Origin of the sequence: Streptomyces eurythermus (assembly GCF_014649115.1) — a bacterium.
Lineage (GTDB): Bacteria > Actinomycetota > Actinomycetes > Streptomycetales > Streptomycetaceae > Streptomyces > Streptomyces eurythermus.
The window spans coordinates 427,521-451,368 of the sequence record NZ_BMSK01000006.1 but is presented as its reverse complement, the minus strand read 5'-3'; the positions used below and the strand labels follow the sequence as shown (position 1 = coordinate 451,368).

Sequence of the window (23,848 nt, the reverse complement as noted above, 5' to 3'; positions counted from 1 at the left end):
GGCGGAGCCGAGGGTGTCGTCCGCGGCGGTGGCGGTGTGCGACAGGGCCGTGACCATCGACGCGGCGAGCAGCGCGGTGGTGACCGCCCCGGCCGCCCGCCGGGACAGCGAACTAGACAGGAGCATGCCATCTCCTCAATCGAAAGTTTCGTTGCTTTGATCGAATGTGACGGGCACATTACGAACCGAATCATCGGTGGTCAACGGTCCGGGACGACTCTTCGCAGAGTCGGTTGAAGATCGACCCGTGTTGACCGGACGGGGAGTTGCACTTCGGCGGGAGTGGTTGACGTCACCCTCCACTGCCCCTAACGTGACGCGGCACGTTCCCGAAAGACCTCCGAATGTTTCGATACGGGAGCCGACGACATGATCCGAAAAAGGCCGAGACTACGGCCACTGCTGACAGCCGTGCTCGCGGTCCTGGCGCCGCTGCTGGCCATGCTGACCCTGTCCGCGCCTGCCGCCCACGCGGCCTCCCTGACGGAGGTCACCGGCTTCGGCGCCAACCCGAGCAACCTGCGCATGTACGTCTACCGCCCGGACAGCGCGCCGGCCCGCCCCGCGGTCCTGGTGGCCGTGCACTACTGCACCGGTTCCGGTCCGGCCTTCTACTCCGGCACCGAGTTCGCCTCGCTGGCCGACCGGTACGGCTTCGTCGTGATCTACCCTTCGGTGACCCGTAGCGGCGGCTGCTTCGACGTCTCCTCGCCGCAGGCGCTCAAGCGCGGCGGCGGCAGCGACCCGGTCGGCATCGTGTCGATGGTCACCTACGCCGAACAGCACTACGGCGCCGACCCGAACCGCGTCTACGTCACCGGCGCCTCGTCGGGCGCGATGATGACCAACGTCCTGCTCGGCGACTACCCCGACGTCTTCAAGGCCGGAGCCGCCTTCTCCGGCGTGCCCTTCGGCTGCTTCGCCACGACCGACGGCTCCGGCTGGAACAGCGCCTGCGCCAACGGAACCGTGACCAAGACCGCCCAGCAGTGGGGCGACCTGGTCCGCGGCGCCTACCCGGGGTACAGCGGACCCCGGCCCCGGATGCAGCTGTGGCACGGCACCGAGGACACCACGCTGCGCTACCCGAACTTCGGCGAAGAGATCAAGCAGTGGACCAATGTCCTCGGCGTGAGCCAGACGCCCGCGTCCACCGACCACCCCCAGTCCAACTGGACCCGCACCCGCTACGGCGGCACCGGCACCCAGGCCCCCGTCGAGGCCATCAGCATCCAGGGCGTCGGGCACACCCTGCCGGCCGCGGGCATGGCCGCACGCGCCATCTCCTTCTTCGGACTGGACTCCGGGACCACCCAGCCGCCGACCGAACCGCCCACCCCGCCGGCCGGCGCCTGCAAGGTGACGTACTCGACCAGCACATGGAACTCCGGGCTGACGGCCGCGATCACCGTGACCAACACCGGCACCGAGCCGGTCGACGGATGGGCGCTGACGTTCACCCTGCCGGCCGGACAGTCCATCACCTCCGGCTGGAACGCCCAGTTCTCGCCTTCCAGCGGCACCGTGACCGCGCGGAACGCCGCCTACAACGCCTCCCTGGCCCCGGGTGCCTCGACCACCCTCGGCTTCCAGGCCACACACACCGGCGACACCTCCGCCCCGGCGTCCTTCAGTCTCAACGGCGCGACCTGCGCCACGAGTTGACCGACCGCCACGGCCGGAGCGGCGGGTGACACACCTGTCGGTCACCCCCGCGTGCCCGGACCGTCCTCCTGTCAGGGGGCGGTCCGGGCTCCATCAGATGTGTACCGAGCGCGCGCCCGTGTTCCCCGCCTCAGTCGTCCGCACCGCGGAGCACCGCGTCGAACCCGGCCGGCACCGGCTCCGGCACGGCGTGGCAGACCTCGGTCCCGTCGGTGTCGTACGACAGGGGCACGGTCATGAGGGTGTCCAGCGCCGCGCGGGCGGCCTGGAGATCGGCCACCGCCCGGTCGATGCGCTCGCGCTCCCGCTGAAGGCCGGAAAGCGTGCCGGAGCAGGCCGGCGCCAGCACTTGGCCGTCGTCCACCATGCACGGCAGCAGGGCGGCGATCGTTCGCGTGAAAAGGCCCGCCCCCAGCAGCGTACGGATGTTGTGCACCGTACGGACGTCGTCCTCCTGGTATTCGCGGTATCCGCTGGGACGGCGTACGGGGTGCAGCAGTCCCTGTTCCTCGTAGTAGCGCAGAAGGCGCACGCTGACGTCGGTCCGGCGGGACAGCTCTCCGATGCGCATGTGTCGCTCACCACACAGTTCCGGTTTGACTCTCACATCAATGTCAGACCCCAACCTAATCGGCATGACGACACACCACTCGACTGAACCGCAGCACAAGCCCGTCACCTTGCTGGGACTCGGCCCCATGGGCAGGGCTCTGGCCGAGACCCTGCTGAAGAAGGGCCACCCGCTCACCGTCTGGAACCGCAGCCCCGAGAAGGCGGACGGCCTCGTGGCCAGGGGCGCCCGGCGCGCGCGGACGGTGGCCGAGGCGGTCACCGCGAGCCCGCTCACCCTCGTGTGTCTCACGGACTACGACACGATGCACAAGGTCCTGGAGCCGGCCGCCGAGGCGCTCGCCGGCCGCGCCGTGGTCAACCTCAACTCCGGTACGCCCGCCGAGGCGCGGGCGGCCGTCCAGTGGTCGGCGGACCGGGGTGTGGACTATCTCGACGGTGCCGTCATGGTGCCGCCGCCGATGGTGGGGCAGCCGGGCGCGGTGTTCCTCTACAGCGGTTCGCAGGCTGTCTTCGAGCAGCACTCGGAGGCGCTGACGAGCCTCGGCGACCCGCGCTACCTGGGAGACGACCCCGGCCTGGCGGTGCTCTACAACACCGCCCTGCTCGACATGATGTACGCCACCCTGAACGGCTGGCTGCACGCCACCGCCCTGGTCGGCTCGGCGAACGTGCCGGCCCGGGAATTCGCGGAGTTGGCGCTGGGCTGGTTCATGCCGGTCGTGGTCGACTACACGGCCCTGGCCGGCCGGGCGCCCGACCTGGACGCCGGCCACTATCCGGGCACCCTCTCCACGCTGGAGATGAACCTCAACGCGCTGGACCACATCACCCGCACCAGCGAGGAGCAGGGTGTCCACTCCGACCATCCGCGGCTGATGAAGGAGATCGCCGAGCGCGCCATCGCGGAGGGCCACGGCGGGGAAAGCTATCTGGCCGTCCACGAGCTGTTCAAGAAGGCGACCCCGCCGAAGGAGGGGACCTCGGCCCCACGCCCCTGACGCTCGTGCCGCCGTCGCGGTGGGCGGGGCTTGACCTGCGCGGAGGCCCCGTGAGCAGCGTGCTCTCCACGTGGTCACCGCCGCGTCCACCGGGCCGGCCACCCGTCACACCATCAGGCCACCTGCGCGCGATCAGCCTCCGCGGGCACCGCAATCACTCGTAGAGTCGGCCCAGTTGGCGGGAAGGAGAGGCACGATGTTCCACGACATGACCGAACTGGCGCGTATCGCCCGCGTGTTGGAGGAGGCGCACGCCCTGCTGGAGGGCGAGCACAAACGTCTGGAGCGGCAGTACGGACCGACACCGTACGACGCCGTCGCGGGCAGCCCCGCGCAGACGCTGCGCGGTATCTCGGACCTGTCCGGGGCCATGGCCACGGCGCTCAAGCAGTTCGCCCTGGCCGTGGGCTACTCCGTCCTCGGCCTGGACGAGCGGGCCGACCGCATGCTCAGGGTGGCCCGGATGAAGCCCGTGGCCTTCCCGTCCGGCGCGGACCGCATGGCGCGTCCGCTCGGCGAGGACACCGTACGGGCCATGGAACTGGTCCGGGACCTCGGCTTCTTCCCCGTGGAGACCGCGATCGCGACCGACGTGGCCCTCGCTGCCCCGCAGGCGACGTATCCGCCGGCCGACTGGAACGCGTACGAACGCGAGCGGCGCGACCGGTCGGAACGGCAGTGACCGTCCGCCCCGTCCGTGGCCGCGCCCACTCCTGGGCCTTGGGACGGGGAGCGGGAAGGAGACCGCTTGTGCCGGGGAGCCGGGCCGAGCGGGCTTCACCGGCTTCCGGTGGGATCAGCGGGGCTCCAACGGGTCGGCCCGGCCGAGCAGTTCCGCGAGCGGGACGCCGGTCCGCGCCGCGATGACACGGCGGGCGCGCACCTGAGCGCGGGTACGGGGGCGGAACTTCGGCTCCCGTCCGCAACCGCACGGCTCGAAGCCCTCGTAGCGCAGTCCGGCGCCCAGCACCGCCGCGACGACCGACCACGCCTTCCGATCGCTGCGGCGGGGTGTCGCGAAGTCATGGCCGGCACACAGCAACGGCGCGGCGCAGCGCGGGCACGTGTGTCCGGCGTCGCGGGGATGCCGTTTGAAGCCGATCCGGCACGACACGCACGCGTAGTGCAGCTTGTAGTGGACGAAGGCGTAGGTGCACATGGCCCCACACCGTAGCGGCGACTGCGTCCGGAGGCGCGGGGCACAGTGGCGCGGCGGCCTCGGTCAGGCTGCCGTCCCGCGCTGCCGCCTGATGGGTTCTCCCACCCGGTGCAGGTGGGTCAGGGCCTCGCGGTAGGAGTGGATCAGACCGGTCTCGTGGTACGGCACGCCGATCTCCGCGCAGTACGCGCGCACGATGACCTGGGCGCGGCGCAGATGCGGGGTGGGCATGCCCGGGAACAGGTGGTGCTCGATCTGGTAGTTGAGCCCGCCGAGCAGCACATCGGTGAGCCGGCCACCGCGGACGTTGCGGGAGGTGAGGACCTGGCGGCGCAGGAAGTCGGGCCGCTCGTCGCCGCTGAGTGTGGGCATGCCCTTGTGGTTCGGGGCGAAGGTGCAGCCGAGGTAGACACCGAAGAGGCACTGGTGCACGGCGAGGAACGCGACCGCCTTGCCGGGCGGGAGGACCAGGAACAGCGCCGAGAGGTAGGCGGTGATGTGCAGCAGGAGCAGTCCCGCCTCCAGCGTGCGGTGCTTCATGGACGGCGAGCGCAGCGCCCGTACGCTCGCGACGTGCAGGTTGAAGCCCTCCAGCGTCAGCAGCGGGAAGAACAGCCATGCCTGGTGGCCGCCGATGAGACGGGCCAGACCCCGGCTGTGGCGTGCCTGGGCGGTGGACCACACCAGGATGTCCGGGGCGACGTCCGGGTCCAGTTCCTCGTGGTTGGGGTTGGCGTGGTGGCGGGTGTGCTTGTTCATCCACCAGCCGTAGCTCATGCCGATCCCCAGGTTGCCGAAGAGCCGGCCCCATGTCCGGCTCGGCCGGTCGCGCCGGAACACCTGACGGTGTGCCAGGTCGTGTGCCGCCAGGGCGGTCTGGCCGTACATGAGGGCGAGGAACGCGGCTACGGCTAGCTGCCACCAGCTGTCACCCAGCGCGAGGAAGGCGCCCCAGCCCGCCGCCGTCAGCGCGACGACCAGTCCGAGCCGTACCGCGTAGTAGCCGGGGCGGCGCCGCATCAGTCCCGCCTCGGTGATACGGCGGGACAGCCGGGAGAAGTCGCTTCCGGCTCCGGGGGCTGGGGAAGGCTCGGCGGGGGCCGTGATCAGGGCCGCGGCCTGCGGGGAAAACGTCATGCCACCGAGTCTCCGCGCGCCCGTCCCCGCGGGACAGCCAGCCAGGTACCGTTTCGGGCCGGGGGATTTCCCCAGGGCAGCAGGGGTGGTTCCACCCCTCCACCCCTCCTGACCTGCGCCTCTCGAGGAGAGCGTGCCGAGCCGCTCGCCCACGGGGGCGGTCAGGAACGCTGCTCGAGGTACTCCTCGACGCCCGGCCCAGGGACGCGACGCGCACCGTCGCGGGTCCGGCGGGTGGCGGTGCTGCGGGGAGCCGGCCGGTGTCCGGGCGGCGGGGCGTGCGGCCGGGCACCTACGCGGCGGAGCGAAGAACTCCTCAGCGGGCCAAGGCCGGAAGCGGGGCGGACGGGCTGACGGGCGGGCTCAGCCGGTCGGCTCCCGGTGGTACGGGTACGGCGGCGAACACGGCGTCCTGCCGAGCCTGGAGCTTCTTCTTCCGGGCCGGGGTGGTGGAGGGCAGGCGCTGCTCCTCGTACAGCAGGTGGGTGACCTCCTGAGCGTGCTTGCTGGCGGGGGTGTGGAACTGGATCTCGAAGAGCTGCCCGGAACGCGGGGCGCGCCAACCGGTGTTGAGACCCTTGTAGCCACTGGTCCGGCCCCAGGTGTTGGACCACTTGGTGGTGTCGTTGCCCCAGGCGGACAGGACGGCGGACGCGGTGGTGACGCCGTCGGTGTAGGCGCCGTCCGGCCACTGGAGGGTGTAGCGGACGGCGTCGCTCAGCCTTGCCAGGGCCGTGTCCACGTTGTGCTCGGGGTGTTCCTTGAGGGACGTGGCGACCTTCCGCTTGAGGGAGTCGGGCGACTTGAGGCGGTGCTCGAAGCCGACCAGCTCCGCGCCCGACGCGAGGGCGGCGGCACGCACGTCCACGGTGATCGACCGCTCGGCCTCCTTCGTCCGGTCGACGTAAGCGTCCACCTTCGCGTTGTCGGCGGCGTTCAGCGTGAGCCCGCCCTCCCCCTTCCAACCGCCGGCGTCGCCGGGGGCCGCGGTCGCCGCCGGTCCGGCACCGAGGGCCAGCGCGGTGGCGAGCGCCGCCGTGAGCAGGCCCCGGCCGATGGTGGGGGTGATGGTCGTGCTGTTCGTCATGGACTGTGCCTTCACCTTGCTGAGTTGACCTTGTGCAAGACACAACCGGCCCGGCGTCCCGACGGTTACTGTCGTGGCCCGAACGCGCAGGACAGGGCGAGACCCTCAACCACGGTGACCGTCCGCACCGCCAGCCTCGGCGTCCTGCGCTGCCACGCCCCGCGCCCCTGGCCACGGCCTCTTCACCGCTGGAGCACACCATGCCGGACATCGAGACGGAGAACCGCGACACCTGGACCGCGTACGGCAGGCACCAGCTCGCCAGGGGCGTCGAGCCGCCCGAGCTGGACCGGTGGGCCTGGGACGTCCCGGGGGCCGGCCCCGGCCTCGAGGTCTTCGGCGACGTGAAGGGGCTGCGCGTACTCGACCTGGGCAGCGGGCTCGGACGGCACGCCGCCCTCATGGCCGCTCTCGGCGCGAGGGTCACCGCCGTCGACTCCTCGCCGGCCCAGCACCAGCGCGCCGCCGCCCGCTACCCCGCAACTTCAGGACTGCGTCTGGTGTGCGCCGACGCCGTGAGCCACCTGCGCGATGCCGAGCCGTACGACCTGATCTACTCGGTCAGCGGCATGCCCTTCACGGACCCGCGCCGGCTCCTTCCCGCGCTCGCCAACGGGCTCAAGCCCGGTGGGCGTCTCCTCTTCAGCGCGCTGCACACCAACTCCGGCGGCGTCGGCCCCGCGGCCACCGTGGCCGCGCGGCCCGAGGTCCTGCGGCCGCCCGGCACCGAGCGGGAACACCTGGTCCACATGTGGGTCCTCGCGCCGGCGACCTGGGAGGCCCTCCTCACCGAGCACGGACTCGTCCTGGAGGCGGTCACCACGCTCGACGCCCCGCAGCCGGGCAACGCCGCCTCGTACCGGCTGTACGCCGCCCGCCGGCCGGAGCGGGTGCCCAGCCGTCCTCGTACGAGCGCGCCACCGCCGCCCAACGCCGCGGTGGGAGTAGGCGTGATCGTGCACGGTCCGGACGGAGTGCTGCTGGGCCTGCACCAACGCGGCACCTGGGAGCTGGCGGGCGGGAAACCGGAGCCCGGCGAGACGTTCGCCGAGGTGGCCGCGCGGGAACTCGCCGAGGAAGCCGGTCTCGTGACGGATCCCGGCGATGTGCGGCTGCTGGGCACACTCCTGGACCGGGTGGGCGACGTCGTGCGGGTGACGGTGCCCGCCGTGGTCCATCGCTGGTCCGGCACCCCGCGGCAGCGCGAGGAGACCATCCGCGCCTGGCGGTTCTGGCCCCTGGACGCACTCCCCGGGCCCCTCTTCGTACCGAGCGCCCAGTGCCTGACGGCCTGGGACCCTGGTCTCCCGCTCGACCACCCGCCCGCCTCGTTCCACCCCTACGACGGCACCCGGCGTGGGTGAGCGTCATCGCGTGGCGCGTACCCGGCCCACTCACCTCGTCGGCGTGAAGTCGGGCAGGGTGAGGGCCGAGTGGGCCGGGTGGCCCTTCGTGGGAGGTCTGCTGCCGGGGTTGCGCAGCATGTCGTTGCGCCGCTCCAGGGCTCGGGCCGTGGTGGGGAAGAGCGGGGCGTCGCCCACCCAGCGCGACCCTGCCGCCGGACCAGCGGGGCATGCGGATCTGGCCGTCCGCCTCGCGCAGGGTGGCGAGCATGCCAGGGACCTCCCGTTCCGCGTCGGCGAAGACCTCGGTGAGCAGGTCCCGTTGGGCTCGCGGGTTCCGGAATGCGTCGTACGGCGGTCGCGGGCGGGCGAAGTTCGGGAAGGCGTGCACGTCGTCGTTGTCCCCCACGGCGTGGAGTGCGGCGGCCCTGCCCGGGACGTTCCACATCACGGTCTCGTGGGAGAGCTCGAAGGTGTTGCGCATGGTGAACGCCGGGTGCTCCGGGCAGTGGCCTGACGTACGTCGGCGCGGTGTTCCGGTCGGGAGCCCCGGCCACCGCGTCGGTGAGGGGTGCCGGGCCGGCCGCGACGAGGAGCGCGGCGGGGGCCAGGGTGCTGGGAGAGCCTCTCAGTCACTGGGGCCGTGGCATGCGGGGCGTGGGTGACGCCGAGGCGGCCGAGCGCCGTGTTCGCTGCGGCAGGGAGCGAGCGGACGGCGGCGGAGTCGGGCGAGGCCGGGCTCCGCCGCCGGGAGTCCCGCACCCGCTCCCCGGAGGGTCGGGCCGGGACGGGAGCGGTGGGCTCAGCGCCTGACGAACACCGCGGCCGACGCTGTCGCGCTCGTGTGCAGATCGTCGCCCGGCCAGCTGACGGTGTAGGTCACCTCGCGCCGGGTGCGTGGCAGGTCGTCGATGGTGAAGGTGCCGTCGGCGGCGACGGTGACCGACGACAGGGTGCCGGTGCCGAGCCGGTCCGTGCGCTTCACGGTGAGCGTGGCCCGCTCGGGCAGGGCCTTGCCCTGTGCGGCGAACGTGCCGGTGAGGTGGACGCCCCCGCTCATGGTGGCCTCTTCCGGCCCGGCCAGCGTGATCGAGGCGGGCGCCTTGCCGACCGTCACGGTGTGGGTGACATCGGTGGCGGGGCGGTGGGTGAGGTCACCGAGGAACGACACCCGGTACGTGGCCGCGCCGACCAGGTCGGGCTCGTCCAGGACGGTGAAGGTGCCGTCCTCCTTGACGGTCGCCGTGCCGAGCTGGTGGGCGCCGTTCGCGTCCTGGCGCACGGCGGTCACCTTCAGCGGCTGGGCGGGAGCGGGCCCGTCCCACTCCAGCCGGCCGCGCACCGACAGCGGCTCCCCCGCGACGGCTCCGGCGGGGCTGTGGGCGAGGTCGCCGGTGAAACGGGTGTCGTACTGGACGGCCGGCGGCTGGATGACGTGCAGCCAGTACTCCTGGCCGGTGCCGCCCCGGGTGACCGCGAAGAGCCGCGAGCCGTCCTGGGACCAGGCCAGCCCCCGCGGGGCGACGCCGTTCCCGTCGAGGCTGCCCTCGAAGGCGAACTCCAGCGGCGGCGTGCCGTCGGCCGGGTCGGCGCTCTGCACCAGCAGGTCGGGCGTGCTGCCGCCGGCCTGGGCGCCCCGGGCGATGTACCTGCCGTCGCCGCTGAAGGCGACCGCGGTGGACGTCGCGCCGGCGGGCAGCGCCGAGTACTGGCCGGACGCGTCCGACAGGTCGCCGGCGTTCAGCAGCCGGGTGCCGGCGGCGGCGTCGGCCACGGCCACCTTGGTGCCGTCCGGGCTCGCCGCCATGTCCTGCAGGTCGAGGGCGCCCTTGCCGTCGCTGTCCGCGAACCGTCGGGAGGCGTCCCGTACCGGGGTGGCGCCGCTGGCGTCGAACGAGGCGAGGAACGGGTTCGCGGCACCGCTCTCCTTGGGCTGGCCCATGAGGAGACGGTTCTGCCCGCGGGCCCCCGGGGCCAGCTGGAGCCGGCCGATGTCGTTCCAGCCGGTCGGGTTGACCGCGCCGTCGGCGAGCATGTTCAGGGCCGTGGAGGCCGTGGCGCACTGGTAGCTCTGATAGACGTAGGCGCTCGTGCTCCACACGGTGTTCCCGGCGAAGACGAGTTGCCGGCCGCAGTTGTCATAGGCGGCGTTGTACGCGCCGTTCGGCTGGAGCGTGCCGGTGTCGTAGGTGATGACGCGGCCGCGCTCGCCCACGTACAGCGTCGCGGCATCCTCGCTGAGCGCCACGCCCGAGATCCCGAACTCGCGCTGGATCGTGCCGACCCGCCGGCCCTCGAAGTCGTAGACCAGCACCGTGCCGTCGGAGTTGGTGTCGCGCTGGTCGGCGATGTAGACGCGCTGGTGCACCGAGTCGACGGCCAGGCCCGAGTACGTCCCGATCGGCAGCTTGGCCACGGCGTCGGAGGCCGCGGCGTGGGCCGCGGGCGCGGCGGCGACGGTCAGTCCGGTCCCGGCGAGCACGGCGGCGAGGAATGTGGCCGCGAGACGTCCGGATCGCTGTGCTGTATTCAACTGTGCCCCCCACAGGCTGAGTCGAGCACCTCACCGGTGTCGGTGAGACGCCTGTGAAGTCCATGAAACAGGTGTGAAGATCACTGGGGCAAGGGGGCGCGCCCGACCGGTCCCGGAGCCGCCGGTCAACTCCCCAGCGGCTCCGCCGTGTCGGGCGGCATCTCGCCGGACGCCTCCGGTGGCGCGGGCACCGCGCACCGCCGCGCGGCCGGCGGACGCGGGCGCCCGCCGCGACCGGACACTCCCCCGGCGCGCGGGAGCCGGTGTCGTGACGGACGGCGTCACCACGAACCGCCAGCCGGATCCTCGGCGGACGGCCGCCTCGACGGTGGCAAGGCCCTCAGCGGGTGGCCGCCTCGACGGTGGCGAGGTCCTCGCCGGTGAGTTCCGCGACGCGGTGCGCCGGCACACCGGCCGCCAGGGCACGGGCGAGCAGGGCGTCGCGGCCGTCGGTGCAGGAGCGGTAGCCCAGCAGTTCCTCCTCCAGCCGCGCCCGGTCCGGCGGGGCGGTGTGGTGGCGCAGCCGGCTCAGCTCCTCGTCGCCGAGCGGCACGGACAGCCGCTCGGCGTCCTCGGGGATGGCCGCCGTCTCCTCGGGCGGCACCAGCCGGAGGTCCGGGGAGGTTTCGGTGACCCCCTGGGCCTGGAGCCAGGCGCGTACCGCGGGTGTCTCCAGGAAGGCCAGGTCACCGACAGCCGTCGGCGGCACGCCGGGCGCGGCCATCGCATCGGACTTCAGCACGAGACAGGCGTCGTCGGTCATCGTCTGCTCCTCCCGTCGGAAGACTTGTCGGCACGGCACCCCGTATACCCGCGATCGGCGCGCTTGGTCATCCCGGCGCGGACCTGGTCGCAGGCCCGGACATGGTCCAGTCCGCCGCCGGGCGCCCTGTACTGCGGCAGGGCGCTTCCGTTCGACAAATTGGTCTAGTCCCTTTTTGGTCCAGACCATTGACCCGCCTCTGTGGGGGCGCTATCCAGTAGTCGGCAACTCCCTCCCCGCGCAAGAACTTTGGCCACCTCCTCCACACACCGGGACAGACATGAGACTCGTGCGTTCCTTCCGCGCGGCCCTCGCCGCGGCCGTCACCACGGCGGCCGCGGCGGGCCTCGCCCTCGCGGGAACCGGCACCGCCGAAGCCGCGACCCCCCTGCCGAACCACGTCTTCGCCCCCTACTTCGAGGCCTGGACCGGCGAGAGCCCCGCCGCCCTGTCCGCCCAGTCGGGCGCCAAGCACCTGACGATGGCGTTCCTCCAGACCGCCACCAAGGGCTCCTGCACGCCGTACTGGAACGGCGACACGAGCATGCCGATCGCCGCCTCGACCTTCGGCGCCGACATCAAGACGATCCAGGCGAACGGGGGTGACGTCATCCCCTCGTTCGGGGGGTACACGGCCGACACCACCGGCACCGAGATCGCCGACAGCTGCACCGACGTCCAGCAGATCGCCGCCGCGTACGAGAAGGTCATCACCACCTACGACATCTCGCGGCTCGACATGGACATCGAGGTGGACTCCCTCGACAACGCCGCCGGCATCGACCGCCGCAACAAGGCCATCAAGCTGGTCCAGGACTGGGCGGCGGCCAACGGACGCAAGGTGGAGATCTCCTACACCCTGCCGACCACCACGCACGGCCCCGCGGAGAACGGCGAGGCCCTGCTGCGCAACGCGGTGAAGAACGGCACCCGGGTCGACGTCGTGAACCTCATGACGTTCGACTACTACGACAACCAGCCCCACGACATGGCGAAGGACACCCAGACCGCCGCCCAGGGCCTGTACGACCTGCTCGCCGAGCTGTATCCGGCCAAGACCCCGGCCCAGTTGTGGAACATGGTCGGTGTCACCGAGATGCCGGGCGTCGACGACTTCGGCAAGGCGGAGACGTTCACCCTGGCCAACGCCCGTACCGTGTACGACTGGGCGGTCGCCAAGGGCATCAACACCCTGTCCTTCTGGGCGTTGCAGCGGGACAACGGCGGCTGCCCGGGCGGGGGCGCCGCGGACAACTGCTCGGGCATCGAGCAGAACACGTGGGACTTCACGCGCATCTTCGCTCCGTTCACCGGCGGTGGCGTGCCCAACCCGGCCAACGACTTCTCCGTGGCGCTCAGCCCGGCCTCCGGGTCGGTGACGGCCGGCCAGTCCGCGACGGCCACGGTGAAGACGGCCGTGACGAAGGGCGAGGCGCAGGACGTGAAGCTGAGCGTCAGCGGCGCTCCGGCGGGTGTCACCGCCTCCCTCAGCCCCTCCTCGGTCACCGCGGGCGGCTCCTCCACGCTCACCCTGGCCACCACCTCGGCCGCGGCATCGGGCACGTACACGGTCACCGTGACCGGCGCGGGTGCCTCGGGCAGCCACTCGGCGACCTACTCGCTGACCGTCACCGGCGGCTCCGGGAACCAGTGCACGGCCGCCCCGTGGGCCAAGGACGCGGTGTACACCGGCGGACAGCAGGTCTCGTACAAGGGCCACATCTGGAAGGCCAAGTGGTGGACGACGGGCGAGGAGCCCGGCACCACCGGTCAGTGGGGCGTCTGGCAGGACCTCGGCGCCTGCTGAACCGCGCCGTACCGCCCGGGTGCGCCCGGACGGTACGGCAACGGCACGTCCGGTCAGCCGGGACCGCCTGCGGGCCGGTCCCGGTACCGGGCGCCGGTGAACCGGCCCCCGTGGTCGTCCGGCCCCCGTGGTCGTCCGGCCCCCGTGGTCGTCCGGCGCCCGTGGGCCGTGGACCGTCCAGGATGTGTGCCGAACCGCCTGATCCGCCCCTCGGGACAACGGGGCGGCCGAGGTGGTCGCCGCCGCCTGGGCGGCCCGTTTGCGGCAGGCGCGCCGGGGGACCCAGCGTCTCATGACGACAACACCACCTCGCCCGACGCGGCGGGACATGGTTCCGCGGCTCCTGGACGGTGTCGAACGGCTGCCGCGCGGTGACGCGGTGATCGACGCGCTCAGCCGGGGCGTGCGGGCCCTGCCGCTGCGCGGCGGCCGGGACCTGCTGCACGGCAGGTGGCTGGGCCACCCGGTGCACCCGCTGCTGGTGCAGGTGCCGGTCGGCAGCTGGCTGTCCGCCGCGGTGCTGGACCTGCGCCCCGGCCGGGCGCGGGAAGCGGGCTCGCTGATCGCCGTCGGGCTGGCCGGAGCCGTCCCGGCGGCGCTGGCCGGAGCCGTCGACTGGGCGGAGCTGCACCGCCGCCAGCAGCGCGTCGGCCTGGTGCACGCGCTGGCCAACACAGTGGCCGTCGGACTGTACGCCGCCTCGCTCGCCTGCCGTGTCAAGGGCCGTACGAAGGCCGGCCGCGGCCTCGGCTTCCTGGGGCTGACGGCAGTGGCGGCCGGCGGCGTACTGGGCGGCCACCTCGCCTACCGGCAGGCCGCCGGCGTCAACCACGCGGAAGCAGTCCCGCAGGTCGTCCCGGCGGGCTGGCACCGGATCGGGTCCGTGGCCGAATTCCCGGCCGGCCGGGCGGCACGGCGCGCCGTGGACGACGTCCCGGTCCTGGTGGTCCGCGAAGCCGACGGGACCTTTTACGCGCTGGCCGAGCGGTGCAGCCATCTCGCGGGACCGCTGTCCGAAGGCGCCCTTGAGGACGGCTGCGTCCGGTGCCCCTGGCACGGCAGCGTCTTCCGCCTGGCGGACGGCTGGAACGTACAAGGCCCGGCCACTTCTCCCCAGCCCGTCTTCGACACACGCGTCGTCGACGGCCACCTCGAGGTGCGCCTGCGGGAGCCGGGCCCGGCGGAGGACGACACGGCGCAGTGAGCTGGCCCCCGCACTCGGCGGCAGGCGCAGCTCAGCGGCGGCCCGCCCTCGACCCCCGGTACGCCGCGCGGCGTACGGCGGCGAGCGCGGGGCCGGGGGTGAAGCCCCGGGCGTCATGCTCGTAGATGTCGAAGCCCGCGCTCTCCTCCGGCCCGGCCGGCAGAGCGGAGCGTACGGTGAGCACGGCGAACGGCCGCCAGAAACGGCCGGCTTCCCCGGCGCACAGGTCGAAGACGAGCGGTCCGGCGGCCAGCGCCCGTACCAGGCTCGCCGGGTCGCCGTGCACCGGGGCCTGCCCGGACCGGCGGGGGAAGGCGGCCAGGGCACAGGAGCGACCGCCCACCCGGTAGGGCAGGAGGCTGGAGTACGGCCCGCCCAGCGCGTCGGCGCGGGGCCGCGGCAGGTGCCGGCCCAGGCGGCCCCGGCCGCTGCTCGTCAGCAGCAGATCGAGGGCCCGGCCGGGACCGTCGGCCCGGTCCACCCGTACGGCCAGGCCCAGCGCGTCGGGCAGGCGCCGGGGCAGCCCGGCCGCCCGGGACAGCCGCACGGTGGCGGTGAACCGGCCCGGCCCGTCCAGCCACGGCGCGCCCCAGTATCCACCGCCGTCCGGTACCTCCACTTCGCCCGCGCACATCAGCCCGTGCGGATGCAGGGCGGGCGCCCCGCGCAGCCGGGCCAGCCGCCGGAAAGCCGCCTCGACCCCTCGGACCTGCCATGACGCCGCCGGCTCACGGACCGGCGGGGCCTGCGCACCTCTCGGCATGGTCGATCCCGTCCTCGTGGTCGCTGTCCCTGGGCCCGCCCCCGGCGGGCCCGCCGCCGCCCGGCGCACCGGGTACCCCGGCGGCCGGTTCCCCTCACGTGAGGCGCCGGACCTCCCCGTACGTCGTGCGGAGTGCCGGCGTCCGGCTCGCCGTGCCGGGGCGGCGTGTCGCGGGTGCGCGACGGGGGGAGGTTTTGTGCGGTGGGGGTGAAGCGGGTTAGCCTGCGGCGTATTTCTCATCATGCAGATCCGTGAAGTGCGGAAATGCACAGCGTTGGGGCCCTTGCGGGCCGCAGGGGTGTTCGGGTCCTCACCGCCGAGGGCCCATGGGGAGCGGGACGAGGTTGCGCATGACCAGCGACAAGTCCGAGACGGTCGACGCCGCGCCGGGCAACCAGGAGCTGCGGCAGCTCCTGGCGGGCCTGACCGCCGTGCGGGACGGCGACTTCGGGACGCGCCTTCCGGAAGACGCCCATGGACTCATGGGTGACATCGCGACCGTGTTCAACGGCATGGTCGACCAGTTGTCCGTGTTCACCTCCGAGGTCACACGGGTGGCCCGGGAAGTGGGCACCGAGGGGACGCTCGGCGGGCAGGCGGAGGTACCCGGGGTCTCCGGGACCTGGGCCGACCTGACCGACTCGGTCAACGCCATGGCCGGGAACCTCACCACCCAGGTCCGTGACATCGCCCAGGTCGCCACGGCGGTGGCCAAGGGCGACCTGTCGCAGAAGATCGACGTGCCCGCGCGCGGCGAGATCCTCCAGCTGAAGAACACCGTCAACACGATGGTGGACCAGCTCTCCGCGTTCGCCGACGAGGTCACCCGCGTCGCCCGCGAGGTCGGCACCGAAGGACGCCTCGGCGGCCAGGCGAAGGTGCCGGGGGTCGCCGGTGTGTGGCGGGACCTGACCGACTCGGTCAACTTCATGGCGGGCAACCTCACCAGCCAGGTCCGCAACGTCGCCCAGGTGACGACGGCGGTGGCCAAGGGCGACCTCTCCCAGAAGATCACCGTCGACGCCCGCGGCGAGATCCTGGAACTGAAGAACACCATCAACACGATGGTCGACCAGCTCTCCGCCTTCGCCGACGAGGTCACCCGCGTCGCCCGCGAGGTCGGCACCGAAGGACGCCTCGGCGGCCAGGCCGACGTCAAGGGCGTCAAGGGCACGTGGCGGGACCTGACCGACTCGGTCAACTTCATGGCGGGCAACCTCACCAGCCAGGTCCGCAACGTCGCCCAGGTGGCGACCGCGGTGGCCAAGGGCGACCTCTCCCAGAAGATCACCGTCGACGCCCGCGGCGAGATCCTGGAACTGAAGAACACCATCAACACGATGGTCGACCAGCTCTCCGCCTTCGCCGACGAGGTCACCCGCGTCGCCCGCGAGGTCGGCACCGAAGGGCGCCTCGGCGGCCAGGCCGACGTCAAGGGCGTCTCGGGCACGTGGAAGGCCCTCACCGACAATGTGAACGTGATGGCGTCGAACCTGACCGGTCAGGTGCGCTCCATCGCCCAGGTCGCCACCGCCGTCGCCCGCGGCGACCTGTCCCGCAAGATCACGGTCGAGGCCAAGGGCGAGGTCGCCGCGCTGGCGGACGTGATCAACACGATGGTCGACACGCTCTCCGCGTTCGCCGACGAGGTCACCCGCGTCGCCCGCGAGGTCGGCACCGAAGGACGCCTCGGCGGCCAGGCCCATGTGCCGAACGTGGCGGGCACCTGGAAGGACCTCACCGACAACGTCAACTCCATGGCGAACAACCTGACCGGCCAGGTCCGCAACATCGCGCTGGTGACGACCGCGGTGGCCAAGGGCGACCTGTCGAAGAAGATCGACGTGGACGCCCGCGGCGAGATCCTGGAGCTGAAGACGACCATCAACACGATGGTGGACCAGCTCTCCGCGTTCGCCGACGAGGTCACCCGCGTCGCCCGCGAGGTCGGCACCGAAGGACGCCTCGGCGGACAGGCCGAGGTGGAGGGCGTCTCGGGCACCTGGAAGCGACTCACGGAGAACGTCAACGAGCTGGCCGGCAACCTGACCCGTCAGGTACGGGCGATCGGCGCGGTCGCCAGCGCCGTGGCCGAGGGCGACCTGACCCGCTCGATCACGGTGGAGGCCTCCGGCGAGGTCGCCGAGCTCAAGGACAACATCAACTCCATGGTGGAGTCGCTGCGCGAGACCACCCGGGCCAACCAGGAGCAGGACTGGCTCAAGACCAACCTGGCGCGCATCTCCGGCCTGATGCAGGGGCACCGGGAGCTGCCGGTGGTGGCCGAGCTGATCATGGAGGAGCTGACGCCGCTGGTGGCGGCCCAGTACGGCGCCTTCTACCTCTCCGAGGACGGCGAGAGCGGCCCGGAGCTGCGGCTCGTCGGCTCGTACGGCAGGCCCGACGACGACCAGCGGCCCGACCGCTTCCCCGTGGGGCGCTCGCTGGTCGGCCAGGCCGCCCGCAGCCGCCGCACCATCACCGTCGACGCGCTGCCGCCGGGCTACGTCACCATCTCCTCCGGGCTCGGCCGGACCGTCCCGACCGCGCTGATCCTCCTGCCGATCCTGTTCGAGGACCAGGTCCTCGGTGTCATCGAGCTGGCGTCGGTCACCGCCTTCACCCCGATCCACCGGGACTTCCTGGAGCAGCTGCGCGAGACGCTCGGCGTGAACCTCAACACGATCGTGGCGAACGCCCGCACCGACGAGCTGCTGGAGGAGTCGCAGCGGCTGACCGCCGAACTCCAGGCCCGCTCGGCCGAGTTGCAGTCCCAGCAGGAGGAACTGCAGCGCTCCAACGCCGAGCTGGAGGAGAAGGCCACCCTGCTCGCCTCGCAGAACCGTGACATCGAGGCGAAGAACCTGCAGATCGAGCAGGCCCGGCAGGAACTGGAGGCCCGCGCCCAGCAGTTGTCGCTGGCCTCGAAGTACAAGTCGGAGTTCCTGGCCAACATGAGCCACGAGCTGCGCACCCCGCTGAACAGCCTGCTGATCCTGGCCCAGTTGCTGGCCCAGAACCCGTCGCGCAACCTGACCCCGAAGCAGGTCGAGTACGCCGGGATCATCCACTCGGCGGGCAGCGACCTGCTCCAGCTGATCAACGACATCCTCGACCTGTCGAAGGTCGAGGCCGGCAAGATGGACGTCACCCCGGAGCGGGTGCCGCTGCGCCAGCTGATCGACTACGTGGAGGCCACCTTCCGGCCGATGACGTCCCAGAAGGGACTGGAGTTCGCCGTCAGCACCGCGCCGGGCGCGCCCGCCGACCTGCTGACCGACGACTCCCGGCTGCGGCAGATCCTGCGCAACCTGCTCTCCAACGCGGTGAAGTTCACCGAGCAGGGCCGCGTGGAGCTGTCCATCGAGCCGGCGGCGGACGGGGAGGTCCCGGACGGTGTCGTACGGGGCGGTGCCGTCGTGGCGTTCCGGGTACGGGACACCGGCATCGGCATCCCGGAGCAGCACCTGGAGACGATCTTCGGGGCGTTCCAGCAGGCGGACGGCACCACGAGCCGCAAGTACGGCGGGACGGGCCTCGGTCTGTCCATCACCCGGGAGATCGCGCATCTGCTCGGCGGCGCCGTCGCGGTGGACAGCGCTCCCGGCCGGGGCAGCACGTTCACGCTGTTCCTGCCGGTGGCCCGCCCGGACTTCGAGCAGTTGCTCGGCAGCGGCCGGCGCGCGCCGAAGGAACCGGCCGAGCTGGGCCCGGCCGCCACGGCCGCCCAGGACAGCGCCGCACCGCAGTCCTCCCCCGCCCGGCAGCGGCCGCGCCGGCTGCTCGTGGTGGAGGAGCGGCCGCGCGGGCTGCTGACCCTGGTCGCCGAGAGCGTGGTCGCGGAAGTGGCCCGGCACAGCCCGGACGACGGCTCCCCGCTGCCCGCCGTGGAGGTCATCACCGCCGTGGGGGCGCAGGAGGCGGCCGGCGCGCTGGCCGCCGAACCGTGCCACTGCGTCGTACTGGACCTGGACATGCCCGACGGGGAGGCGGGCCGGTTCCTGCGGGCCCTGCAGGGCGACTCGGGGCTGGCGGGCGTACCGGTGCTGGTCCACAGCGGCCGACGGCCGGAGGTGGCCCGGGACGAGGCGCTGCGCTCGCTCCGGGACAACGGGGCGCTGGAGTTCCTGTCCAGCCTGGACGAGCTGCGCGAGCGCATCGCGCTGCACCTGTCGGCCGAGGAGCCCGGGGACGTGCTGTCCCTGGTCCGGGCCGAGGACCGGCAGGACCTCGCCCCGCCGGTGGACGACAGCTTCCTGGGCCGCACGGTCCTGGTCGTCGACGACGACGCGCGGAACCTGTTCGCGCTGAGCGGGATCCTGGAGATGTACGGATTCCGGGTGCTGCACGCGGAGAACGGGCGCAAGGGCATCGACACGCTGCTCGGCAACCCGGACATCGCGATGGTGCTGATGGACGTGATGATGCCGGAGATGGACGGCTACACGGCGACCGCCGAGATCCGCAAGCTGCCGCAGTACGCCGACCTGCCGATCATCGCCGTCACCGCCAAGGCGATGCCCGGCGACCGGGAGAAGTCCCTGGCCTCGGGCGCGAGCGACTACGTCACCAAGCCCGTCGACACCCACGACCTCATGGCCTGCGTCCGGCGCTGGCTGTCCGCGTGAGCGCGCGAGCGCGCTTCGGCCGAGGAGCAGCACTGTCGTGAGCACGACCGATCAGTCACATGAGCCCGAGGGCATCGTCGCGGGCGCGGAGCCGTCCGTGCTCGCCGGACGGCCGGCGGCCGGCGACCCGGTGCCGTCGGACCCGGCCGGGGCCTCCCCCACGTCTCCCGTCGGCAGGCTCGCCGCCACCGTGGAGCGGCTGCGCCGTGAGGTACGCGCCGCGCACGCGGAGGCGGAGGGCAGGGCGCTGATCGAGCTGGCCAAGGGCATCCTGGTGGAGCGGCTGGGCTGCGGTCCGGCGCAGGCCGCCCGGCAGCTCGCCGAGCTGACCGAGCAGGCCGGGACGACCCCGCTGGAGTTCGCGGTGGAGGTCATCAACCAGGCCGCCCGCGACCGGATGTCGGAGATCACCACCACCTTCCTGGCCGCCGCCACGGCCGCCGAGGAGCGGGAGGCCGCGGCCGTACGGCTGCGGGCGGCCGAGAGCGGGGCGCTGGCCGCGGACGACACCCAGGCCGTCGCCGACTCCCTGCTGGAGCACGCGCTGCGCCCGCTCGGCGCGGTGGCCGTGGCCGTCTGGGCCGCGGGTGCCGACGGCTCGCTGACTCTCACCGGCAGCGCCGGGTTCTCCCCGGCGGAGGCCACCCGATGGCGTTATGTGCCGCCGGAGGTGGCGACGGTGGCGCGCCGGGGCCTGACCGAGCGCACCGGTCAGTGGTTCGGCTCCCTCGCCGAGACCGGGCTGCCCACCATCGGCCGGCACCTGCACCCGGACGGCGGGCGGGTGGCGGTGCCCGCCGGTACCGGGGGCCGGATCCACGGAGTGCTGGAGATCGCCTGGCCGGGCCCGCTGGAACCCCAGCCGGCGGGGGTCGTCCGGCAGGTGGAGGCCCTCGCCGAGCTGTGCGCGCACACCCTGGAGACGTACACACCGCGCCGGGACGCCGGGCAGGAGCCCCGTGTCCTGCCCGACACCGCCGAGTTGATGGACCTGGCGGACGGGCTGCACGATCCCGCCCTGGTCCTGGTGCCGTACCTCGACGACTCCGGGCAGCTGGTCGACTTCCGCATCCAGCACATCAACAACCACTTCCTGGATCCGGCGGGCCGGCCGCGGGCGGTGGTCAACGGGGCGCTGCTGCTGGAGGCGTACCCGATGGCCGCGGGCAAGAGCGAGCTGTTCCAGCGGGTGGAGCGGGTGTACGCCACGGGCGAGCCGTTCCGGGCCCGCCGCATGCAGCTGACCTCGCTGGTCGACCAGGTGTCGCTGTCGGCGGTCGCGGACATCAGCATCAGCCGGCACGGCAACAGCGTGCTGCTGATCTGGCGCATCGAGGACGAGACGGCGCGGCTGGCGAGTCTGCTCCAGCACGCCCAGCGCCTCGGCCGTATCGGCGGGTTCGAGGAGAACCTGCTCACGGGTGAGATCACCTGGAACGACCAGCTGTTCCACCTCTACGGCCGGCCCCCGACGAGCACGCCCGTGCCGTTGGAGGAGCTGCCCGCGTACGCGCACCCCGACGACTCCGTGCCCCTCGGCCGGTTCCTGCGCACGCTGCTGCACCACCGCCGGCCCGCCTCGGCGGCCTTCCGGCTGCAGCGGCCCGACGGCGTGACCCGGCACATCCGCGTGGTCGCCGAACCGGTGCTGGACACCGACGGCCGGCTGTTCGTCGTACGGGGCGCCTACCAGGACATCTCCGCACAGCACTGGACGGAGGTGGCGCTCGCCGCGACCCGGGACCAGCTCGCCCACACCGAGCAGCAGGCCGCCGAACGCAACCGGCTGACCCTGCAGTTGCAGCACGCCATCATGCCGCCGACCCGGGCGCCGCTGACGGTGCCGGGTCTGGAGGTCGCGGTGCGCTACCGCCCGGCGGAGACCGAGCACCTGGTGGGCGGCGACTGGTACGACGCCGTGGTGCTGCCGTCCGGGCTGGTCCTGATGTGCGTGGGCGATGTCGCCGGCCATGGCATCGAGGCGGCCACCAGCATGGTCGTCCTGCGCAACGCGCTGCGCGGTCTCGCCGTGACCGGTGCCGGGCCGGGCCAGTTGCTGTCGTGGCTGAACATCGTGGCGCACCATCTGACCGGCGCGGTCACCGCCACGGCGGTCTGCGCGCTGTACGACCCCGACCGGCACACCCTGCGCTGGGCGCGGGCGGGCCACCTGCCACCGGTTCTGGTCCGCGGTTCGGAGGCGGCGCCGTTGCCGCTGGTCAAGGGCCTGCTGCTGGGCGCGGTACCGGACGCCGTCTACGAGGAGGCCGAGCTGGAGTTCGCGCCGGAGGACACGCTGCTGCTGTACACCGACGGCCTGATCGAGCGCCGGGACCGCTCCGTGGAGGAGTCCCTGGCCCACCTGCTGACCACGGCCCGCTCGGCCCCGAAGACCCTGGACCAGCAACTGGACGGCCTGCTCACCTACAGCAGGTCGGACACGGACGACGACACCTGCATCGTGGGCATCCGGGTGGTGTAGCGCTGCCGGGGGCGAACCACGGCGTCCTGTCCGTCCGCGGTCCCGCGCCGGGGTGGGGCCGGGGCGCGGGGCCGGGGACGGCCGGGCGGCCGGTGGGTCAGCCGCCGATGCCCGAGTCCTGCGCGGCGGCGACGATGGCCGCCGCGTCCTCCGGCAGCAGGTATCCGGCGTCGACGGACGTCCGCGCGGCCGTGCGCACCTTGTCCACGTAGTCGGTGTGGGTCGGGTAGAGCCGGCTGAGCACCGGTTCGGGGGTGGGCGGGAAGTTCGGGTCGGACGGGTCGCCGTCGTTGTGCCGGTCCCAGGCGTCGGTGTCGCCGTTCCACGGGTCACGGGCGCCGTACAGGCCGCAGAAGACACCGCTGCCGGTGGTGTCGCGCGCACCGGTGAGGGTACGGGTGGGCACCGTGACGTCCGGCAGGCGGACCCCGCCGGTGGCCAGGCCGGTGGCCGGGTCGCGCAGGACGGTGCTCAGCGGCTGCCCGCTCGGCGGCCGCGCGCCGCCTCGCGCCCAGTCGGCCAGGTGGCGCAGCGCCGCGTTCATCGCCCAGTGGCCGGGCCCGTCGTTGAAGGGGGCCGAACCGGCGGCGCAGTCGGCCGACGGCGCGGCCTCGCCCGCCGACTTGCGCACGGTGGCCTCGCCCGCGTCGTAGGCCCACTGGTCGCCGTGCGCGGTGCCGGCCAGCTCCCAGTGCACGACGCCGTCGGTGTCCGGCTGCCGTGCGATCGCGGCGCCCGGCACGTCGGTCTCGGTGAGCACGACGAACGTGGGCACCGGCAGGTCGGTCCGGATCCGGGACGGGTTCGGCATCCGCAGGGTGTCGGCGAGCACGCCGCTGATCGGCGCGGCGATCGCGCTGTTGCTGTGCACCATGAAGCCGTCGTAGACCCCGGACACCGGCTGGACGGCGTTGGCGTACGTCGTCATGAAGCCCGCCGACTGGGACTCGCCGTCGGCGAGCAGCGTCCGGACCGGGAGCCCGCCGAGCGGGTCGGGCCCGTCCGGGGTGCGCAGCGCCTGGCCCGCCTGGGAGAAGATGTCGTAGGCGAAGGCGTCACCGGGGTGGACCAGGCTGCCGTACCGCGCCGGGTCCCAGCCCTTCAGGCCCTTGATCTCGCCCAGCCCGCCGTTGACGCCGACGGCCTGCGCCGAGACGCCCACCCAGGCGTAGCCCTGGCGCAGCAGTTCGTCCCGTTCGAACCAGTAGTCCGGGGAGAGGTCGAGCTGGCCGCTGACGTTGAGCCATTCCACGACCACCGTGCCGTTGAACTTCGCCGGGTCGACGGGGCGGCGCACCAGCAGGCGGCTCTTGTACGGGGCGGTGGCGGACGCGCGGACGTTCCACCGGCCGTCCGAGGTCCACAGGCCGGACTTGGCGTACGACGTGGCGGTGCCCGAGATGAAGTACTCACTCTCGGTGTAGCCGAACGAGCCGAGGTCCTCCGCCGCGGCGAGGAACGGGAAGCCGTGGCCGCCGGCGGGCGGGACGGTGACGGTGGGGCTCGCGGCCCCGGCGGCGGAGGCCGCGGCCGCGGTGGCCGGCGGAGTGCCGAGGAGGCCGCCGCACAGCAGCGTCCCCAGCAGGATGGCGGTGACGGACCGCCGGGATGGTCGGGCGAGCATGCGCACGGTTGCCTCCGTGAATGCGGGTTCCCAAGGGGCTGAGACCGCAGTTTCGAGGAACGGTGGCGGGCTGCCATCGGTG

Annotated in this window: 16 protein-coding genes and 1 pseudogene; 8 read left to right on the top strand and 9 right to left on the bottom strand. The window is 72.8% G+C overall.

Annotation, left to right across the window (positions count from 1 at the left end; genetic code table 11):
- Positions 1 to 369: 369 nt before the first annotated feature.
- Entirely contained in the window at positions 370 to 1,665 is a 1,296-nt protein-coding gene (locus tag IE251_RS14620; RefSeq protein ID WP_189753338.1) for an extracellular catalytic domain type 1 short-chain-length polyhydroxyalkanoate depolymerase, read from the top strand.
- A gap of 130 nt (positions 1,666 to 1,795) precedes the next feature.
- Here the strand turns inward: IE251_RS14620 and IE251_RS14615 are convergent, their stop codons facing one another.
- Positions 1,796 to 2,236 (bottom strand): MerR family transcriptional regulator, encoded by a 441-nt coding sequence (locus IE251_RS14615; RefSeq protein WP_189753337.1) that lies wholly within the window; start codon positions 2,234 to 2,236, stop codon positions 1,796 to 1,798.
- A gap of 64 nt (positions 2,237 to 2,300) precedes the next feature.
- Here IE251_RS14615 and IE251_RS14610 point away from each other — a divergent pair, with 64 nt between their 5' ends.
- Complete coding sequence (locus IE251_RS14610; protein ID WP_189753336.1) at positions 2,301 to 3,236, top strand: NAD(P)-dependent oxidoreductase; 936 nt, start codon at positions 2,301 to 2,303, stop codon at positions 3,234 to 3,236.
- 196 nt (positions 3,237 to 3,432) lie between these two features.
- Complete coding sequence (locus IE251_RS14605) at positions 3,433 to 3,918, top strand: hypothetical protein (RefSeq protein ID WP_189753335.1); 486 nt, start codon at positions 3,433 to 3,435, stop codon at positions 3,916 to 3,918.
- Between the two features lie 114 nt (positions 3,919 to 4,032).
- On the opposite strand, the gene IE251_RS14600 is transcribed toward IE251_RS14605, so the two are convergent.
- From IE251_RS14600 to IE251_RS14590, 3 genes are all read right to left on the bottom strand, one after another.
- Positions 4,033 to 4,395 (bottom strand): hypothetical protein, encoded by a 363-nt coding sequence (locus tag IE251_RS14600; RefSeq protein WP_200692103.1) that lies wholly within the window; start codon positions 4,393 to 4,395, stop codon positions 4,033 to 4,035.
- Positions 4,396 to 4,458: 63 nt separating this feature from the next.
- On the bottom strand, positions 4,459 to 5,532 hold the full coding sequence (locus IE251_RS14595) for a fatty acid desaturase family protein (RefSeq protein ID WP_189753334.1): 1,074 nt from the start codon (positions 5,530 to 5,532) through the stop codon (positions 4,459 to 4,461).
- A gap of 316 nt (positions 5,533 to 5,848) precedes the next feature.
- Positions 5,849 to 6,619 (bottom strand): ATP nucleotide 3'-pyrophosphokinase, encoded by a 771-nt coding sequence (locus IE251_RS14590; protein WP_189753333.1) that lies wholly within the window; start codon positions 6,617 to 6,619, stop codon positions 5,849 to 5,851.
- A gap of 200 nt (positions 6,620 to 6,819) precedes the next feature.
- Here IE251_RS14590 and IE251_RS14585 point away from each other — a divergent pair, with 200 nt between their 5' ends.
- Positions 6,820 to 7,983 (top strand): bifunctional class I SAM-dependent methyltransferase/NUDIX hydrolase, encoded by a 1,164-nt coding sequence (locus IE251_RS14585; protein WP_189753332.1) that lies wholly within the window; start codon positions 6,820 to 6,822, stop codon positions 7,981 to 7,983.
- 30 nt (positions 7,984 to 8,013) lie between these two features.
- Here IE251_RS14585 and IE251_RS14580 read toward each other — a convergent pair.
- The 3 genes and pseudogenes from IE251_RS14580 to IE251_RS14570 all read right to left on the bottom strand — a co-directional run.
- A pseudogene (locus IE251_RS14580) lies at positions 8,014 to 8,485 on the bottom strand (FAD-dependent oxidoreductase); the annotation flags it as partial.
- A gap of 279 nt (positions 8,486 to 8,764) precedes the next feature.
- Positions 8,765 to 10,444 carry an Ig-like domain repeat protein gene (locus tag IE251_RS14575; protein WP_189753331.1) on the bottom strand — a complete coding sequence of 560 codons (1,680 nt, stop codon included), beginning with the start codon at positions 10,442 to 10,444 and terminating at the stop codon, positions 8,765 to 8,767.
- 391 nt (positions 10,445 to 10,835) lie between these two features.
- A complete protein-coding gene (locus IE251_RS14570; protein ID WP_189753330.1) occupies positions 10,836 to 11,258 on the bottom strand; it encodes a DUF6003 family protein in 423 nt (140 codons plus the stop codon).
- A 280-nt stretch (positions 11,259 to 11,538) separates the two neighbouring features.
- Here IE251_RS14570 and IE251_RS14565 point away from each other — a divergent pair, with 280 nt between their 5' ends.
- A complete protein-coding gene (locus IE251_RS14565) occupies positions 11,539 to 13,065 on the top strand; it encodes a glycosyl hydrolase family 18 protein (RefSeq protein WP_189753329.1) in 1,527 nt (508 codons plus the stop codon).
- A gap of 328 nt (positions 13,066 to 13,393) precedes the next feature.
- The gene (locus IE251_RS14560) at positions 13,394 to 14,269 is read left to right on the top strand and encodes a Rieske (2Fe-2S) protein (protein WP_229896760.1); all 876 of its coding nucleotides are present in this window, start codon (positions 13,394 to 13,396) and stop codon (positions 14,267 to 14,269) included.
- Between the two features lie 31 nt (positions 14,270 to 14,300).
- Here IE251_RS14560 and IE251_RS14555 read toward each other — a convergent pair whose 3' ends face one another.
- The gene (locus tag IE251_RS14555; protein ID WP_189753327.1) at positions 14,301 to 15,032 is read right to left on the bottom strand and encodes a phosphodiesterase; all 732 of its coding nucleotides are present in this window, start codon (positions 15,030 to 15,032) and stop codon (positions 14,301 to 14,303) included.
- Positions 15,033 to 15,382: 350 nt separating this feature from the next.
- Here IE251_RS14555 and IE251_RS14550 point away from each other — a divergent pair, with 350 nt between their 5' ends.
- Both IE251_RS14550 and IE251_RS14545 read left to right on the top strand, forming a co-directional pair.
- A complete protein-coding gene (locus IE251_RS14550) occupies positions 15,383 to 19,660 on the top strand; it encodes a HAMP domain-containing protein (protein WP_189753326.1) in 4,278 nt (1,425 codons plus the stop codon).
- A gap of 97 nt (positions 19,661 to 19,757) precedes the next feature.
- Complete coding sequence (locus IE251_RS14545; protein WP_373301997.1) at positions 19,758 to 22,142, top strand: SpoIIE family protein phosphatase; 2,385 nt, start codon at positions 19,758 to 19,760, stop codon at positions 22,140 to 22,142.
- 97 nt (positions 22,143 to 22,239) lie between these two features.
- On the opposite strand, the gene IE251_RS14540 is transcribed toward IE251_RS14545, so the two are convergent.
- On the bottom strand, positions 22,240 to 23,766 hold the full coding sequence (locus IE251_RS14540; protein ID WP_229896759.1) for an alpha/beta hydrolase domain-containing protein: 1,527 nt from the start codon (positions 23,764 to 23,766) through the stop codon (positions 22,240 to 22,242).
- Positions 23,767 to 23,848 lie beyond the last annotated feature (82 nt).